Here is a 17443-nt window from a genome sequence, read left to right as displayed (position 1 = left end):
TTTCAGCGGGCTTTTTTGATTCGGTTTCTTGCCAGCCCGCGCAATCCCCCTTACTTTAGGCCAACCGAAAAATCATTTCAACCAAGGAGGCGGGTCATGTCTCAAATCATATTGAACGTTCCCAACATTTCCTGCGGTCACTGCGTGTCGTCCATCGAATCCGAGCTTTCCGAAGTGGACGGCGTCACCTCGGTCAAGGGTGATGCCGAGTCAAAAACCGTGATGGTTCAATGGGAGGCTCCGGCATCCATTGAAAGCATCCGGGCCACCTTGCAGGAAATTAACTATCCGGCCGAGCCATAATGGAAAAGACACTGATCCTGCCCATCACCGGGATGACCTGCGCCAACTGCGCCATGAACATTTCCCGCAGGTTAAAAAAACTGCCCGGCGTCAGCGATGCCAATGTCAACTTTGCCGCCGAACGGGCGGCGGTGACCGTTGATCCCAAAACAGTCACCGTGGATGACGTGATTGGGCAGGTGGAGAAGCTGGGATTCAAGGTAACCACTGCCCGGGCCGACTTTGCCATCACGGGAATGACCTGCGCCAATTGTGCCATGAATGTGGAGCGTGCCTTGGGCAAGAAAACGCCGGGGGTTGTTTCCGCGGCAGTCAATTTTGCCGCCGAACGGGCGTCTGTCGAATACCTGCCGGCCATGCTCGGCACCGACGATCTGATCGCCGCCGTGGAAAAAGCCGGTTTCGGTGCCATCTCCCAACAGGCGGGCGAGCCCTCCGATGCCGAAGCCGAGGCACGTCAGCGGGAAATTGCCGATCAGACCCGCAAATTCCTGGTGGGCGCGGCTTTTACGCTGCCTTTGTTTCTGCTCAGTATGGCCAGGGATTTCGGCATCACCGGTCCATGGAGCCACCAGGCGTGGGTGAATTGGCTTTTTCTGGTTCTGGCGACACCGGTCCAGTTCTATACGGGTTGGGATTACTACGTTAGCGGGCTGAAAAGCCTGCGCAACAAAAGCGCCAACATGGACGTGCTGGTGGCCTTGGGCTCATCGACGGCCTATATTTACTCCCTGGCCGTTCTGCTGCTACCGGCGGTTGGCGACCATGTCTATTTCGAGACCTCGGCGGTCATCATCACCCTGATCAAAATGGGAAAACTGCTCGAAGCGCGGTCCAAGGGCAAGACGGGCATGGCTATCCGCAAACTGATGGGGCTGCGTCCCAAAACCGCCACCGTCATCCGGGACGACCGGGAAATGGAAGTCGCCATCGAACAGGTGCGCAAGGCGGATCAGGTCCGGGTCCGACCCGGCGAGCGGATTCCCGTCGATGGTGTTGTTGAGCGCGGCGAATCGACGGTGGATGAATCCATGCTTACTGGAGAATCCCTCCCCGTTGACAAACAGCCCGGCGACACGGTGACGGCCGGAACGATCAATGGCCAGGGGACGCTGGTTTTCACGGCCACCCGGGTGGGTCGCGAGACCGCCTTGGCCCAGATCATCCGGTTGGTCCAAGAGGCCCAGGGCAGCAAGGCCCCCATCCAGGCCCTGGCCGATCGGGTGGCCGCCGTATTCGTGCCGACCATCATTGTCATTGCACTGGTGGTATTCGCCATCTGGTGGTGGATCAGCGGCGATTTCGTCACGGCCATGATCCGCATGGTGGCCGTGCTGGTGATTGCCTGCCCGTGTGCCTTGGGGTTGGCCACGCCCACCGCCATCATGGCTGGCACCGGCAAGGGTGCCGAGCAGGGCATCCTGTTCAAAACCAGCCGAGCGCTTGAGACCGCCACGCATTTGTCAACCATCGTGCTGGATAAAACCGGAACCATTACCGAGGGCAAACCGGTGGTCACGGATCTTTTCCCCAATGAATCCGAGGGCGTGACCGAAGAGGAACTGCTCGGTCTGGCGGCATCGGTGGAAAAGGGCTCCGAACATCCCCTGGGACGGGCGATCGTCAACAAGGCCGAGGCCGCTGCCTTGGCGCTTCGGCCGGCCGACGCCTTCATGGCCCAAGGCGGCAACGGCGTAAGGGCAACCGTTGACGGTCGGGTCGTCAGGGTCGGCAAGCCGGGCTGGTTCGCCGATCAATCGGATTTGCTGCCCAAACAAATAAAAGCGGAAATCGATCGTTTTCAGGCCCAGGGAAAAACCGTCATGGTGGCCATTCAGGAAAAGCGGCTGCTGGGCTTGATTGGCGTTGCCGACCGGATCAAGACCGACTCTCCGGCGGCGATCCAAAAACTCAAGGCCATGGGCCTGAAGACGGTGATGCTCACCGGAGACAACCGTCAATCCGCCGAAACCATCGGACGGCAGGCCGGTGTGGACCGGGTCGAAGCCGAGGTGCGGCCGGAGGACAAGGCCGCCCAAGTCAAGGTCCTTCAGGCGGAAAAACGCGTGGCCATGGTGGGTGACGGCATCAACGATGCACCGGCCCTGGCCCAGGCCGATGTGGGATTTGCCATCGGCAGCGGCACCGACGTGGCCATTGAAACGGCCGATGTGATCCTGGCGGCCGGATCCCTGGCCGGGGTTCCGCGGGCCATCCGCCTGAGCCGCGCCACCATGGCGACGATTCGTCAGAACCTCTTCTGGGCTTTTTTCTACAACGCGGTGCTGATCCCCGTGGCCGCCGGAGCCCTCTATCCGGTGGAAAGCCTGCCCATGCTGCTGCGTCAGTTGCATCCCATGCTGGCGGCCCTGGCCATGGCCCTGTCCAGCATCACCGTGGTTTCCAACAGCCTGCGCCTGTATCGGGCAAAAATAACCACTGAATAACCGAATTCCCACGACCGGGTCCTATGCCTAAAAAATGCGTTCATTCCCGTGTGGAGAATGCATTTTTTGGACAGGGGGCGTGTTTTCTTATGCGCCTGTCATGGCCATGATCTCCTCGGCCAGTGCCTTGTAGTCCTTGGCGCCATAGCTGCTGCGGCGGTAAAAGACCACGGGCTTGCCGGCATCGACGCTCTCGGCAATGGTGGCGTTGCTGCGGATGGCGGTATTGAACAAAAGGTCGCGGTAACGGGCATCGCCTTTGAGCTGCCCCAGGATCACCTTGGCCACCCGGGTGCGCAAATCCACGATGGTCGGAACGATACCGCACATGGCGAGGTCCGGGTTGATTTCCTCACGCACGGCATCGATGGTATCGAACAGTTCGGCCAGTGCCCCGTAGGCATAGGGATGGGTCTGGCAGGGGACCAACACTTCCGTGGCACAGGTAAACACATTGACCGTCAGCAGGGAAAGACTGGGGGGCGTGTCCAGAAGGATGAAATCGTACGCGTCAAACAGGGGTGCCAAAGCCTCCTTCAATCGGTTCTCGCGTCCCTCGGCATCCACCAGCTCCACCTCGGCACCGGACAAATCAACATGCGCGGGAATCAGATGCAGCCGATCCCAGGCCGTGGGGACAACGGCACCGGCAGCCGGCGGCGAACCGTTGTCGACGATCAGATCGTATACTGATAAGGCATTATCATCGAGCGCGACTCCGAGGCCTTTGGTGGCGTTGGCCTGGGGGTCCATATCCACCACCAGTACCGATTGATCCGCCTGGCTGAACGCGGCTGCGAGATTGATGACCGTGGCTGTCTTACCGACGCCGCCCTTTTCGTTGGCAACGGCAATGGCTCTGGCCTTGTGCTGGACCATTTTGCCTCCCTTCCGTTGGATAATGAGTCGTCGATCACGCGCTCAATCGTTGAATTTCCGCCTTGAGTCGAGCAATCCGTGTCGTCAGTTCCCGGGCCACGGTTTCCATCTGTCCCAGAGAAGCGGTCACCTTCTCCTTGTCGAGGCGTTGTTCGGCGATGCGCTGCACCAACTGCGACAAATCGGCACCGTGGTGCTGAAAACGTTCCAACATCTGCCGCTGAAGGGCGCTTGTGACCGCATCGGCTAGTTTGAACAGGTATTGGTACTTGATATTCTCCTTGTGATCCATCAGGTGGAAACGGATCGACCGCTCCGTCTCCCGTTTCATCCGTTTGACCGCCGCGGTGAGCGCCAGGTAGGGCTCCGTCGTCTTCTCCGCCGGGCGTTTGAAAACCTGTCGAATCAAATTGACCAGTTTATGGAATCCCAGGTGCATGACTGCCTCGGTTTTCATCTGGGCCGAGTAGTGCATGGTTGCCGTGGCAGTAGGCGGAGACAAAGCGGCCTGCTTGCGGATGGCGGAAAGTTCGCTGCCGATGTGGATGGCCGGCGCTTGACCCCAGTGGGCCATCTTGACCCCTTCAATGGCACCGGCATACTGAGCCAGAGCATCGTCGATAATACTGCCATAAGGCCCGGCAATCTCATCCATGTAATCCACGAGATATTTTTCCTGCTCCCGCAGAAATCGGATCACCTTGGGATTGACCGATTCCGCCATATGCGTATCCACTGCCTGTTTGAATTCCTGGAACACCCGGTACAGGGTCCGGGCGAAACCGGCGGTACGCAGGCTTTCGGCATAATGCGGTGTTTCCACCTGATAGGTGTGCACGAACTGGATCAGAGCGGCAACGACACCGTCGCCATAAGCATCGAAAAAATGATCCACAGCCCGCCGCATATCGTTTTTCACCTGATTGAGCGCACCCTCCAAGGTGTTCTTGACCGTAAGCTTCAGGCGGTCCAGCCGTCCGCGCTGATGGTGCAGCCGATCGGCCAGCGCCTGGGCGCCACCGGTGTCCTGGGTCAACAGGGCTTGGTGAAAACCGATCCAGTTGGTGATGCCGGCCGAAACGATTTCCATTCGTTCCAGGTGGTTTTTTAGAAGCAGGGCACTGCGCTCACGATTGATTTTACGATCAGAAATTCCTGGAATTCGGTCCATTGACGGTCAAAGAAGTCGACCATGGCGGTTTCACGGCGCCATTGCGCCAAGCGATCGCGATCTCGTGAAGAAAGCTGGTCCGCCATCCGGTCCAGCAGCAGATACAGCGCTGAAAATGAAAAGATCAGGGGATCGGAGCATATCAACCGTAAATCCGCCGCAATTCGGCCAAGCCCCTCCTGAAGGGCGTCCAGGGATTCATGCTCGCCCAAATCGCAATTCACCACGAATACCACCGTTTCCAGAATGCCCATATTGCGGATCATCGACAGGAAACGGATATCGGCCTGACGGACGCCGGTACGGCTGCTGATCACATAGACGGTCAGGTGGGCCATGCTCAAATAATCCTGGATCATGGCCAGATGCAATGGATTGGGGGAGTCGCTGCCCTGGCAGTCGGCGATTTCCACACCGTCGCCGAACCCCTCGCCATCGATCTCGAGAAGCACGTCGTTCAGATAAACGGCCATTCGGTCATCACCAACAAACGCGCGGTGATCGGGGAACCGTTCCGCCTCAAAGACAGCCGTGGCGTGACCCTCGTCAATATAGGGCCGAACGCGGTCGTAGCCCTGAAGGTAAGAGGAAAGCAGCACGCTGCCGGGACTGCGGGTATCATTGCTGATCAATTGGTCGGTGGCCAGTTCACCCAGCGCCCGTTCGAGAATTCGCCGATCCCCTTCCTCACGAAGGTCGAAGCCGGCCTCATCCCCCGACCGGTTCTGCGCAGGTAAAAGCATGGCCGCCTGGGCGATTTCACCGTTGATCGCCGCCCAATTCTTGAAAAAAAGCTCGGCCCGCAACCGGGTGCCGGCCCTGACGCGGGTTACGATGGAGGTCACCACCCCGGCGCCGCGCTTCAGGTAATCACCTCCGAACAAGGTATTGACGAACGTGCTCTTGCCGGACTTGATGGTACCGACCACGGCGATGCGCATGGTCTCTTCGCCGATCTGTGCGCCAAGCGTTTCGCAGGTCGTCTTCCAATGCGAAAGCTCTTCATCGTGTTTCTCGGCAATCGTGGCGGCATCATCAAGCAAGATCGCCGTATCTTGGCCCAGCTGGACGAGCTGGTCTCTCAGCGTTTCATTTAAAGCCATGTCGGTCGCTTTTCATCCCACGCAGCAGCTGTCGAGTCCGCAAGGTTCATCGATCAAGATTGACGGATTCGTAAAAAGTCCCCGAACGCCGGGATGGGGTTACACGCCCGGGAGCGGGCGGTTGGTGTTTGTGGGGAGGCTATTACCTTTAAATGGATCGATTGTCAAAGGCTTCGCGGCCATCGCAAATGGCCTCGAATGGTGACGGGTATGAACACAATGGCTTGTAAATCTTATGATTTAGTGTTATAGGTCAAGGCGGAAGCAATAGAACCTGGGGCGACTCGTCGGCGCTAAATCACCCAGAAGGAATAGCAGAGCCATGTCAGATAAGCATCCGGAATGCCCGTTGTACAACCCGCTGAACTGCAAGGAGTACTACAACCCCAAGCTCTGTGCCTTCGTCAGAAAAGACAAGGTTTGCCTAAAAAAAAAGAAACCCAAGCAAAAGCCCAAACCGGAGAATGACAACGCATAACGCGTTGCCCCACCCTTCCCGACGCTTCCACGCAATCCTACCTACCCCTCTTTTTCTTCAGCATGAAGTTCGCGTTAACGAATGTCGCATCCCCAACGGATTTGTAACAAGCCCGAGATAAAGGTCGTCGTTCCCCGTCAGGCATGACCGGCAGTATCGGAAAGCAGGGCCAGATCGATACCGATATTCTTCATGGCCGCCTCCCAGCGCTGCTCCATGGCCAGCCGAAAGGTGATCTCCGGGGAAAAGGGGCCGGTAATCCAGGCATTGCCACGGATTTCACTCTCCAGTTGTCCGGGCCCCCAGCCGGCGCAGCCCAGGGCAATGAGATAATCCCGGGGTGGACGCCCGGCCGCGACGGCTTCAAGGATGTCACGGGAATTGCTCAGTCCCACCGCCGAGGTGATCATCATGCTGCCCTCCCAGGTAAAAGGCGCCGCATGCAGCACGAAAATTTCGTTCGCGTGTACCGGCCCGCCCACATGAATGGGAATTTGCTCGGCATCAATCATGGCCGGGATTTTTAATTCGTCGAAAATCATCTTGGCGTTGATCTCCGGATGGACACGATTGATCACGATTCCCATGGCCCCCTTGGCATTGTGCTCGGCCATGCAGGTCACGGACTGGTAAAAGTTCGGATCGTTCAAGCTGGGCATGGCCATGAGAAATTGCCCTTTTAACGATTGCCAGGTATCATCCATTTGCGCTGTTTCTCCTTCTTCCCGCCTAGGGTGAGCTTCCGATCATCCAAGCTTACCGGCCTCCCCGTCTAAAGGCAAGAAAAAGCTTGACTTAACAGAAACAGGCTGTTAGGGGTGAACAAAATTAACGAATAGCTGAAATTCATGCAAAGCCTACGCGTCCTCATTAGCCTTATTGGTCTTATTCTTATCCTCGTAGTGGAGGTCCTCCTTCACGACGAGGAGACAGGGGCGATAATGGCCTAAGCACAGCCGGCACAGCAAAGCGCAAAATCCGTTATCAGCCCCAAGGCGATAACGGATTTTTTTTGGGATTATTTCAGAAAGGAAACCACGGGAATGAAAAGCAACGCCGCCAAACAGGGGATCGAACGGGCGCCACACAGGGCACTATTCAAAGCCATTGGCTATACGGACACGGAAATCAAGCGTCCACTGATCGGCATCGCCAATGCGGTCAACACGGCCATCCCCGGACATGTCCACCTGAACACCATTGCCGAGGCCGTCAAGGCCGGCATCTACATGGCTGGCGGTACACCGGTGGAATTTGGCACGATCGGTGTCTGCGACGGCATCGCCATGAATCACACCGGCATGAAATATTCCCTGGCCAGTCGGGAACTGATCGCCGATTCCGTCGAGGTGATGGCCACGGGCCATGCGCTGGATGCCCTGGTGATGATTCCCAACTGCGACAAAATCGTTCCCGGCATGCTGATGGCCGCGGCCCGCCTGGACCTGCCGACCCTTTTCGTCAGTGGGGGTCCCATGCTGGCCGGGGAACATCCGGAGGCTCCGGGCAAGCGGATTGACCTGATCTCGGTTTTCGAGGCCGTGGGAGCGGTCAAGGCCGGCAGGATGGATGCGGATCAGCTCACCGCCTTCGAAGATGCCGCCTGCCCCACCTGCGGATCCTGTTCGGGCATGTTTACGGCCAACTCCATGAACTGCCTGACCGAGGTGATCGGCATGGGGCTGCCGGGAAACGGCACCATCCCGGCGGTTTTTTCAGCGCGGGTGCGCCTGGCCAAACAGGCCGGCATGCAGATCCTCGATCTGTGGCAGCGACAGATCACGCCCAGCCAAATCATGACCCCGGCGGCTTTCCAGAATGCCCTGACCGTGGACATGGCCCTGGGGTGCTCGACCAACACGGTCCTGCACCTGCCGGCCATCGCCAACGAGGCCGGCGTCCCCCTGGATTTGGGAATGATCAATCAAATTAGTGAAAAAACACCGCATATCTGCTCCTTGAGTCCCGGTGGCGTCCACCATATCCAGGACCTGAACCGGGCCGGCGGCATTCCTGCCGTGATCAAGGAACTGGCTGATGCGGGGTTGATCCATACCGATTGCCTGACCGTCACCGGCAAGACCGTTGCCGAAAACATCACCGGGACGACAACCCGCGATCCCGAGGTGATCCGGCCCTTGGACCGCCCTTACCACCGGCAGGGTGGCCTGGCCGTGCTCTACGGCAACCTCGCGCCAGAAGGCTGCGTGGTCAAGCAATCGGCCGTGCTCGACGAAATGATGCAGCATGAAGGCCCGGCACGGGTTTTCGATTCCGAGGAGGCGGCCACGGCCGCCATCATGGACGCCCGCATCAATTCAGGGGATGTCATCGTCGTGCGCTATGAAGGCCCCATGGGGGGACCCGGCATGCGTGAAATGCTCACGCCCACCTCGGCCATCGCCGGCATGGGCCTGGACGCCACGGTGGCCCTGATCACCGATGGTCGCTTCTCGGGCGGATCACGGGGGGCGGCCATTGGCCACGTCTCTCCCGAGGCGGCCCAGGGCGGCCCCATCGCCATCATCAACGAGGGTGACCGGATCGCCATCGACATTCCCGGAAAAACCATCACCCTGAAAATCCCGGATGCGGAAATCGAGCAACGTCTCGCCCAGTGGCAGGCCCCGGAGCCGAAAATCCGAACCGGTTACATGGCCCGGTATGCCCGTCAGGTATCCTCGGCCAGCCAAGGGGCGGTGGTCAAGTAAACGTTCATTTAAAAAAGGAGCACAACCCATGAAACTCACTGGAGCGCAGATTTTGATGGAAGTCCTCAAGGAAGAAGGCGTGGACTCCATTTTCGGGTTTCCCGGCGGCGCCACCATCGATATTCACGATAATGTTGTCAAAACAGGAATCCGCCATTACCTGGTACGCCATGAACAGGGTGCTGTGCATGCGGCCGACGGCTATGCCCGCGTCAGCGGCAAGGTCGGCGTCTGCATCGTCACGTCGGGCCCCGGGGCCACCAATGCCGTCACGGGCATCGCCACGGCCTACATGGACTCGATTCCCCTGGTGATCATCTGCGGTCAGGTCCCGACGCACCTGATCGGCAACGACGCCTTCCAGGAAGTGGACATCGTCGGGATCACCCGGCCCTGCACCAAACACAATTATCTCGTCCCGTCGGTGGAGGAGCTGCCCCGGATTCTCAAGGAAGCCTTTTACATTGCCCGTTCCGGTCGTCCGGGGCCGGTTCTGGTGGATATCCCCAAGAATGTCCAGCAGGCCGTCACCACCTTCAAACCGAACCAGAAGGTACGGCTCAAGTCCTACAACCCGACCTATAAGCCCAATGCCAAGCAGCTTCACAAGGTGGTGGAGTTGATCAAGGCGGCCGAGCGGCCGGTCATCTTTGCCGGTGGCGGCGTGATTCTCTCCCACAGCGCGGAAGATCTGACCCGCCTGGCGCGTAGCGCCCAGATTCCGGTGACCATGTCCCTCATGGGATTGGGTGCTTTTCCCGGAACCGATCCGCTCTCCCTGGGCATGATCGGCATGCACGGTACCTACCGGGCCAATATGAGCACCGCCGAGTGCGACCTGCTCATCGGCATCGGCGTCCGCTTCGATGACCGCGTGACCGGCAAGACCGACTGCTTCGCCGCCCAAGCCAAGATCGTGCATATCGACATCGACCCCACCTCCATCCGCAAGAACGTGCCGGTCAGCGTTCCGGTGGTGGGGGATTGCAAGAGTTGCCTGGAAATTCTCAACACCCTGCTGGCCGAAGAGGATCTGGAGGCGATCAAGGCCAGCCGCGGCCCCTGGCTGGAACAGGTCGACCAATGGAAGCAGCAGTACAAGCTGGCCTATGCCCAGGAGGAGGAGATCAAGCCGCAGTTCGTGGTCGAGAAACTCTACGAATTGACTCGCGGCGAGGCCATCATCACCACGGAAGTGGGGCAGAACCAGATGTGGACGGCACAGTACTACCACTTCGATCGCCCGGGGCACTTCGTCACCTCCGGTGGTTTGGGGACCATGGGATTCGGTCTGCCGGCGGCCATCGGCGCGCAAGTGGCCTTCCCCGACGCCTGGTGGTGGATGTGGCCGGCGATGGCAGCATTCAGATGAACATTCAGGAAATGGCAACGGCCATGCAATACAAGCTGCCGGTCAAGGTGGTCATCCTGAACAACTGTTACCTGGGCATGGTCCGCCAATGGCAGGAGCTGTTCTACGACAAGCGCTATGCTTGTACCTGCCTGGAACATGGGCCCGATTTCGTCAAACTGGCCGAGGCCTACGGTGCCACCGGTTTCAGGGCGACTCGCCCGGATGAAGTGGAGGACACCTTGCGCCAGGGGCTGGCAACGCCAGGTCCGGTGATCATGGATTTTCGGGTATGCCAGGAGGAGGGTGTCTATCCCATGGTTCCGGCCGGTGCCCCCATCACCGAGATGCTGCTGGTGTGACTCTTATCCCCCTATCAAAAGGACGGATCATGACTGAAGAGAAACATATTCTAACCATGCTGGTGGATAACGAACCCGGGGTGCTGTCGCGCATCGTGGGGTTGTTCAGCGGGCGTGGATTCAATATTGAAAGCCTTTGCGTGGCTGAAACCATCGATCCCAAGGTTTCCCGGATCACCATTGTCACCAAAGCCAACGAACCACTGGTTGAACAGATCGAGAAGCAGCTTCGAAAACTCATCAACGTCATCAAGCTCAGGGACCTTACCGGGTCCGGATCGGTTCAGCGGGAAATGGCACTGATCTGTGTACGCGCCAAACCGGAAAACCGCGATGAAATCCTGCGGATCGTGGACATTTTCAGATGCAAAGTCGTCGATGTCGGGGTGGAGTATTACATCATCGAGGCCACCGGATCGGAAGAGAAGATGAGGCCCTGGTGAACCTGCTCAAACCCATGGGGATCAAAAAAATTGCCCGCACGGGAACCATCGCCCTGTTCCGGGAACCCCATTGAAAGGCCGCTGCCATGCCATTGGGGCATGGTCTGCCGGCATCTCATCCAATCCAGCCTTAGTTAACGATTAACAGGCTGATATTTTAAGAATTTTATTCAAGGAGTCATAGATGGCGAATATTGATTTTGGCGGAACCGTCGAGGAAGTGGTCACATCCGAGGAGTTCACCCTGCAGCAGGCCCGTGAAGTGCTGGAAAAAGAGGTCGTTGCCGTTCTGGGATACGGGGTGCAGGGGCCGGGCCAGGCACTGAACATGCGCGACAACGGCATCGAGGTGATCGTCGGCCAGCGTGAGGGCACCGCCTCCTGGGACAAGGCCGTGGCCGACGGATTCGTTCCGGGAAAGACCCTTTTGCCCATCGAGGAGGCCGCCCGCAAGGCCACGGTGATCCAGTACCTGCTCTCCGATGCCGGTCAGGTGGCCATGTGGCCGACCATCAAGGCATGCCTGAACGAAGGCGATGCGCTCTATTTTTCCCACGGCTTCGGCATCGTCTACCGCGATCAGACCAGCATCGTTCCACCGGAAAACGTGGATGTGATTCTGGTGGCACCCAAGGGATCCGGAACCACGGTACGGACCAACTTCCTGGACGGCAGCGGCATCAACTCCAGCTTCGCCATTCACCAGGATTACACGGGCCGAGCCCGAACGCGGACCATCGCCCTGGGCATCGTCATCGGCTCCGGCTATCTTTTCCCCACCACCTTCGAGAAAGAGGTCTACAGCGATCTTACCGGTGAACGCGGCGTGCTCATGGGTTGCCTGGCCGGGGTCATGGAAGCGCAGTACGCCGTCTTGCGCAAAAACGGCCACAGCCCCAGCGAGGCATTCAACGAAACCGTCGAGGAGTTGACCCAAAGCCTGATCCGCCTGGTGGCCCAGAACGGCATGGACTGGATGTACGCCAACTGCAGCACCACCGCCCAACGGGGCGCACTGGACTGGGCACCGCGTTTCCGTGATGCCGTGGCCCCGGTTTTCGAGAAGCTTTATGACAGCGTGATTACCGGTGAGGAGACCCGCCGCACGCTGACATGTAACAGTGCACCGGATTACCGTGAAAAGCTGAACGAGGAATTGGCGGTAATCCATAACTCGGAAATGTGGCAGGCCGGTGCCGCGGTACGCGCGCTTCGGCCGGAAAACCGACGCAAATAAGGGCTCGGGGGGACGTATCCGTCCGGCGGATCGTCCCCCGCCCCGATCGTTGCGCCAGGGAGAAGCAATCATGCAACCAATCCTGATTTACGACACCACATTACGAGACGGCACCCAGGGGGAAAACATCACCTTCACGGCCGATGAGAAGCTCAAGATCGCCAAACGCCTGGATGAAATCGGCATTCAATATATCGAGGGCGGATGGCCCGGCTCCAACCCCAAGGACATGCGCTTTTTCGAGCTGGCCAAAAGGGAATGCTTCACCACGGCCCGGATCACGGCCTTCGGCTCGACACGCAAGCCCGGCATCGCCGCCGCCGATGACCCCAACCTCAAGGCCATCCTGGACAGCGATACACCGGCAACGGCCATCTTCGGCAAATCCTGGCCCCTGCACGTCACCGCCGTCATGGAAAACACCCTGGCGGAAAACCTGGCCATGATCGCCGACAGCGTCGCTTTCCTGAAGGCGCATGACCGGGAGGTGATCTACGATGCCGAACATTTTTTCGACGGGTACCGGGATGATCCGGAATACGCGCTCAACACCCTGGTGGCGGCCATCGATGCCGGGGCGGACTTCATCGTCCTGTGCGACACCAATGGCGGCACCCTGCCCTTTGATCTGGAGACGATCATCCGCGCGGTGGACGCCTCGCTGAAATCCCGCATCGGTGATTCACGGCCGCTGAGACTGGGCATTCATACCCACAATGACTGCGGCATGGCCGAAGCCAATGCCATCGCGGCGGTCAATTGCGGGGCCGTGATGGTTCATGGAACGATCAACGGTTACGGCGAACGTTGCGGCAATGCGGATCTGACGACCATCATCCCGGTCCTGTGCGCCAAGATGAACCGTCGGTGCATCCCGCCGGAGAAGTTGGACGGGCTGAAAAATCTTTCCCGTTTCGTCAGTGAAACCGCCAATATCGTTCCGCTCAACAGCCGTCCGTTTGTGGGACGCAGCGCCTTCACCCATAAGGGGGGCATCCACGTCAGTGCCATTATCAAGGAACCGCGGGCCTATGAACACATGGAGCCCGAACAGGTGGGCAACCAGCGGCGTGTGCTGATGTCCGATTTGGCCGGCAAGAGCAACGTGGAGTACAAGGCCAAGGAGATGGGCGTCGATCTGTGCGCCAACGGCTGTGACAGCAAGGCCATCGTCGCCGCCATCAAGCAGATGGAGGACGAGGGGTATCAGTTCGACGTGGCCGACGGTTCGTTTCAGATCATGCTAGAAAAATTTACCGAACAGTTCAAGCCCCTGTTCGACCTGGAATCGTTTCGGGTGACCATCGAGAAAGACAAGCAGTTCCCCTGCTCGGCCCATGCGACGATCAAGATTTCCGTAGGCGACAGCCATGAGATCACCGCCGCCGAGGGAGACGGTCCCGTGAGCGCCCTGGACAACGCCCTGAGAAAGGCGCTGGGGAATTTCTATCCCGACCTGGACACCATGAAGCTGGTCGATTTCAAGGTCCGCGTGGTGGACGGCCGCGATGGAACCGCCGCCAAGGTACGGGTCTTCATCGAGTCCCGCGATCAGGATCAGATCTGGAGCACCATCGGCGTATCCGAGGATATCATCGAGGCCAGTTGGCATGCCCTGGCGGACAGCTTTCAGTTCAAGCTGGCCAAGGAGGCCACCCGGCAAGCCCAAACGACAACATCAGCGGACATGTGCACCGGCAAGGCCAAGCCGGCGGTCTCCATGTCATGCAATTTGTGATAAGGAATCAAAAACCTTATGGACTTCATCAAGGCAGGGATTAACGCCGCGGGAGCAGACGACAGCTACATCCCGCGGCCCATGCTCGGCAAGGTCTGACCCTCCAAACGAATTTTGACAGACATTCAAGGACGATCGGAACAGACACGCCATCCAAAGGAGACAAACCATGACCGAGCAGGTCAAAATATTCGATACCACGTTACGGGACGGTGAACAGAGTCCCGGTGCCAGCATGAACACCAACGAGAAGATGCGGCTGGCCGTCCAGCTTGAAAAACTGGGCGTCGACATCATCGAGGCCGGCTTTCCCGCCGCCTCCGAAGGCGATTTCGAAGCGGTTTCAGAAATTGCCAAGCGCGTCAAGAAGAGCGAAATCGCCGGGTTGGCACGGGCCAACAAAGATGACATCGATCAGGCCTGGGGGGCCATTCAGCACGCCGCCAAGCCGCGGATCCACACCTTCATCGCCACTTCGGACATCCACCTGGAATACAAGTTGAAAATGTCCCGTGAAGAGGTGATCAATGCCGCCGTGGAGGCCGTTAAATACGCCAAGAGCTTGACCGACAATGTGGAATTTTCCGCCGAAGACGGCTCCCGCAGCGACCGCGACTACCTGTGCCAGGTATTCGGTGCGGCCATCGAGGCCGGTGCGACGGTCGTCAACCTGCCCGATACGGTCGGATACGCCATTCCCCAGGAATTCGCCGAGCTGGTCAAGTATGTGATGGCCAATACCCCCAACATGCACAAGGCCACACTCAGCGTGCATTGCCACAACGACCTGGGGCTGGCCACGGCCAACACCATCGCCGCCATCCAGGCCGGCGCCCGTCAGGCCGAGGTCACCATCAACGGCATCGGTGAACGCGCCGGCAACACCAGCCTGGAAGAGGTGGTCATGGCGCTGCAGACCCGCCAGAACCTGATGCCTTTCGGTACGGGCATCCAGGCCGAACACATCTACCCCACCAGCCGCCTGGTGAGCATGATCACCGGCATCATGGTCCAACCCAACAAGCTATCGTGGGAGCCAATGCCTTCGCCCACGAGGCCGGTATCCATCAGGACGGGATGCTGAAGAATCCCATGACCTACGAGATCATGCGACCGGAGGCCATCGGCCTGAGCCGCAACCAGCTGGTGCTGGGCAAGCACTCGGGCCGCCATGCCCTGCATACCCATCTGCAAGGTTTGGGCTACGATCTGTCGGAAGAAGAACTCAAGATCGTTTTCAAGCAGTTCAAGGCCCTGGCCGACAAGAAGAAACATGTCATGGACGAGGACCTGGAAGCCCTGGTCACCGAAGGCGTCCTGCGTTCGGCGGAAGTCTTTTCCCTGGAGTATCTGCATGTGACCTGCGGCACCACGGTCTTGCCCATGGCCAGTGTCCAGCTCTCCATCAACGGACGCTCCGTCAAGGGCGCGAGTTATGGCAACGGCCCCATTGATTCGGCCTATAACACCATCGCGCAGTTGACCGATGCCAAGCCGAACTGCTGCGGTTCACGGTCAGCGCCCTGACCGGCGGCACCGATGCCCAGGGCGAAGTGACCGTCCGCCTGCGGGAAAACGGTTTCGTGGCCCTGGGTCGCGGCTCCGACCCGGACATCATCACGGCCAGCGCCAAGGCTTACATCAACGGACTGAACCGACTGGAATACCTCAAGGCCCATCCGGTGAAGGCTTCGCAGACCTTCTAAAAGCAACACAAATAAGCCTATCCAAAAGGCGGGCACGGCTAACCCCCCTGCCCGCCTTTTTCATGCCAGCAGCCCCTTCATTAAAACGGTGTTTCACACCGGCGTAAAATCGGATATTGACTTATCCCCTGTAATTGCAATAAGCTCACGCGGTTGTTCGGCAAAGATCACCTTGACCGCATCCACCCAACTTCCTTATTAACAATCGATTAGGGATCCTTAACCCCCGTCAGGTCGCCATGCTCTGCCGCAATCATCTTCGGCAACACGGCCAACCGGCCTGAAAGGAAGCGTATGAACCTGTTTCTGCTCGCCGTCCTGATCATCACCGCCGGAGGCATTCTGGCCATCTTGCTCGCCCGGCAATTTACCCTGATGCGACTTGTCGCCGTTCTGGGAATCGCCGGCGGCGCTGGCCTGGGAATGCTCGATGCCTTTTCCCGGCTGCTTTACGATACCCCGCTCACCTTCAGTGCCGCCAGACTGGGTCCCTTTCCACTTGAATTCAGTATTGACGCGTTGGCGGCCTTTTTTCTGATCGCCATCTTCGGCATCTGTCTGCTGGCCGCCATATACAGCTTTGATTATTTACGCCATGCGCCCAAGGGGTTGGGAACCGCCGCCAGCTATCTCTTTTTCAGCCTGCTGGCCGTTTCCATGGCCCTGGTGGTCACCGCCGCCAACCTGATCACCTTCATGCTGGCCTGGGAGCTCATGTCCCTGACCTCCTTTTTCCTGGTCATTCTGGATTACAAGGCCCCCCAAAACCGCAAGGCCGGCCTGCTCTACTTTATTTTCTCCCAGGTGGGCGCCATGTTCATTCTGGTGGCCTTCGCTTTGATGTACCGCTACACGGGGAGTTTCGCCTTGGATGCCAACGGGCTCGACACGACGGCAAAATGGCTGGTCTTTGTTTTTGCCTTCATCGGCTTTGGCTCCAAGGCCGGGGTCTTCCCCTTCCACGTGTGGCTGCCCCACGCCCACCCGGCGGCGCCCTCGCACATCTCCGCGGTCATGTCCGGGGTGATGATCAAGACCGGTATCTACGGGATCTTACGGATTTACGGCGTCCTGAACCTGCATTCGCCGGCCGTGGGTGGCATGGTGCTGGTTTTCGGTGTTTTCGCCGGCGTGCTCGGCGTGGTCTATGCCTTGGGCCAGCACGACCTGAAACGCCTCCTGGCCTATCACAGCGTGGAGAACATCGGCATCATCCTGATCGGCATGGGCATCGGCATGATCGGCGTGGAGGCCCAGAACCCCATCATGGCCGTCCTCGGCTTTGCCGGCGCCTCTTGCACGTGCTCAATCACGCCATCTTCAAGTCCCTTCTTTTCATGGGCGCGGGCATGGTCTTGCATAAAACCGGAACCGCTTCCATCGACGCCTTGGGCGGTTTGTTGAAACGGATGAAAATCACCGGCGTGACCTTTCTCATCGGGTCCCTGGCCATCTCCGGCCTGCCCCCCCTCAATGGATTCGTCAGCGAATTTTTCATTTACCTGGGAGGCTTC

At 58.8% G+C, this 17443-nt stretch carries 12 protein-coding genes and 4 pseudogenes; 12 read left to right on the top strand and 4 right to left on the bottom strand.

The genetic code is table 11. The features are described from left to right. Positions 1-96: 96 nt before the first annotated feature. Positions 97-303, top strand: coding sequence for a heavy-metal-associated domain-containing protein (locus JCM12296_RS04240; RefSeq protein ID WP_054690263.1), 207 nt, complete (start codon positions 97-99; stop codon positions 301-303). Further along, positions 303-2750 carry a heavy metal translocating P-type ATPase gene (locus tag JCM12296_RS04235; RefSeq protein WP_157067366.1) on the top strand — a complete coding sequence of 816 codons (2448 nt, stop codon included), beginning with the start codon at positions 303-305 and terminating at the stop codon, positions 2748-2750. The genes JCM12296_RS04240 and JCM12296_RS04235 overlap by 1 nt, the downstream gene beginning before the upstream one ends. 87 nt (positions 2751-2837) lie before the next feature. On the opposite strand, the gene JCM12296_RS04230 is transcribed toward JCM12296_RS04235, so the two are convergent. From JCM12296_RS04230 to JCM12296_RS04220, 3 genes are read right to left on the bottom strand one after another with little or no spacing between them, the layout of a single operon-like run. After that, entirely contained in the window at positions 2838-3629 is a 792-nt protein-coding gene (locus JCM12296_RS04230) for a ParA family protein (protein ID WP_054690255.1), read from the bottom strand. 34 nt (positions 3630-3663) lie between these two features. After that, the gene (locus tag JCM12296_RS04225; RefSeq protein WP_054690252.1) at positions 3664-4719 is read right to left on the bottom strand and encodes a hypothetical protein; all 1056 of its coding nucleotides are present in this window, start codon (positions 4717-4719) and stop codon (positions 3664-3666) included. A gap of 17 nt (positions 4720-4736) precedes the next feature. Further along, positions 4737-5903 carry a dynamin family protein gene (locus JCM12296_RS04220; protein ID WP_054690250.1) on the bottom strand — a complete coding sequence of 389 codons (1167 nt, stop codon included), beginning with the start codon at positions 5901-5903 and terminating at the stop codon, positions 4737-4739. A gap of 322 nt (positions 5904-6225) precedes the next feature. Here JCM12296_RS04220 and JCM12296_RS39625 point away from each other — a divergent pair, with 322 nt between their 5' ends. Then, positions 6226-6381 (top strand): hypothetical protein, encoded by a 156-nt coding sequence (locus JCM12296_RS39625; protein ID WP_172683764.1) that lies wholly within the window; start codon positions 6226-6228, stop codon positions 6379-6381. A 137-nt stretch (positions 6382-6518) separates the two neighbouring features. Here the strand turns inward: JCM12296_RS39625 and JCM12296_RS04215 are convergent, their stop codons facing one another. Further along, positions 6519-7085: a YqgE/AlgH family protein gene (locus JCM12296_RS04215; RefSeq protein ID WP_054690247.1), complete on the bottom strand. Its 567-nt coding sequence runs from the start codon at positions 7083-7085 to the stop codon at positions 6519-6521. Between the two features lie 339 nt (positions 7086-7424). Here JCM12296_RS04215 and ilvD point away from each other — a divergent pair, with 339 nt between their 5' ends. From ilvD to JCM12296_RS50130, 9 genes and pseudogenes are all read left to right on the top strand, one after another. Continuing rightward, the gene (ilvD, locus tag JCM12296_RS04210) at positions 7425-9092 is read left to right on the top strand and encodes a dihydroxy-acid dehydratase (protein ID WP_054690244.1); all 1668 of its coding nucleotides are present in this window, start codon (positions 7425-7427) and stop codon (positions 9090-9092) included. Further along, positions 9046-10805, top strand: a pseudogene (gene ilvB / locus JCM12296_RS04205) (biosynthetic-type acetolactate synthase large subunit). The gene ilvD and the pseudogene ilvB overlap by 47 nt, the downstream one beginning before the upstream one ends. Beyond that, a pseudogene (gene ilvN / locus JCM12296_RS04200) lies at positions 10736-11322 on the top strand (acetolactate synthase small subunit). Before ilvB ends, ilvN begins: the two co-directional pseudogenes overlap by 70 nt. A gap of 110 nt (positions 11323-11432) precedes the next feature. Continuing rightward, a complete protein-coding gene (gene ilvC / locus JCM12296_RS04195) occupies positions 11433-12485 on the top strand; it encodes a ketol-acid reductoisomerase (RefSeq protein ID WP_054690241.1) in 1053 nt (350 codons plus the stop codon). A 70-nt stretch (positions 12486-12555) separates the two neighbouring features. Continuing rightward, on the top strand, positions 12556-14223 hold the full coding sequence (gene cimA / locus JCM12296_RS04190; RefSeq protein WP_083455813.1) for a citramalate synthase: 1668 nt from the start codon (positions 12556-12558) through the stop codon (positions 14221-14223). 169 nt (positions 14224-14392) lie between these two features. Then, complete coding sequence (locus JCM12296_RS47035; protein ID WP_281491921.1) at positions 14393-15307, top strand: 2-isopropylmalate synthase; 915 nt, start codon at positions 14393-14395, stop codon at positions 15305-15307. After that, positions 15301-15929: pseudogene (locus JCM12296_RS47030) on the top strand (alpha-isopropylmalate synthase regulatory domain-containing protein). The gene JCM12296_RS47035 and the pseudogene JCM12296_RS47030 overlap by 7 nt, the downstream one beginning before the upstream one ends. A 294-nt stretch (positions 15930-16223) precedes the next feature. Next, complete coding sequence (locus JCM12296_RS48840; RefSeq protein WP_422698535.1) at positions 16224-17333, top strand: proton-conducting transporter transmembrane domain-containing protein; 1110 nt, start codon at positions 16224-16226, stop codon at positions 17331-17333. Continuing rightward, positions 17309-17383 (top strand): annotated as a pseudogene (locus tag JCM12296_RS50130) (hypothetical protein); the annotation flags it as partial. The gene JCM12296_RS48840 and the pseudogene JCM12296_RS50130, both read left to right, overlap by 25 nt. Between the last annotated feature and the right edge of the window lie 60 nt (positions 17384-17443).

The organism is Desulfosarcina cetonica JCM 12296, from assembly GCF_001311845.1.
Classification (GTDB): domain Bacteria; phylum Desulfobacterota; class Desulfobacteria; order Desulfobacterales; family Desulfosarcinaceae; genus Desulfosarcina; species Desulfosarcina cetonica.
The sequence above is the reverse complement of the archived record's forward strand: the minus strand, read 5'-3'. Positions and strand labels throughout refer to the sequence as shown.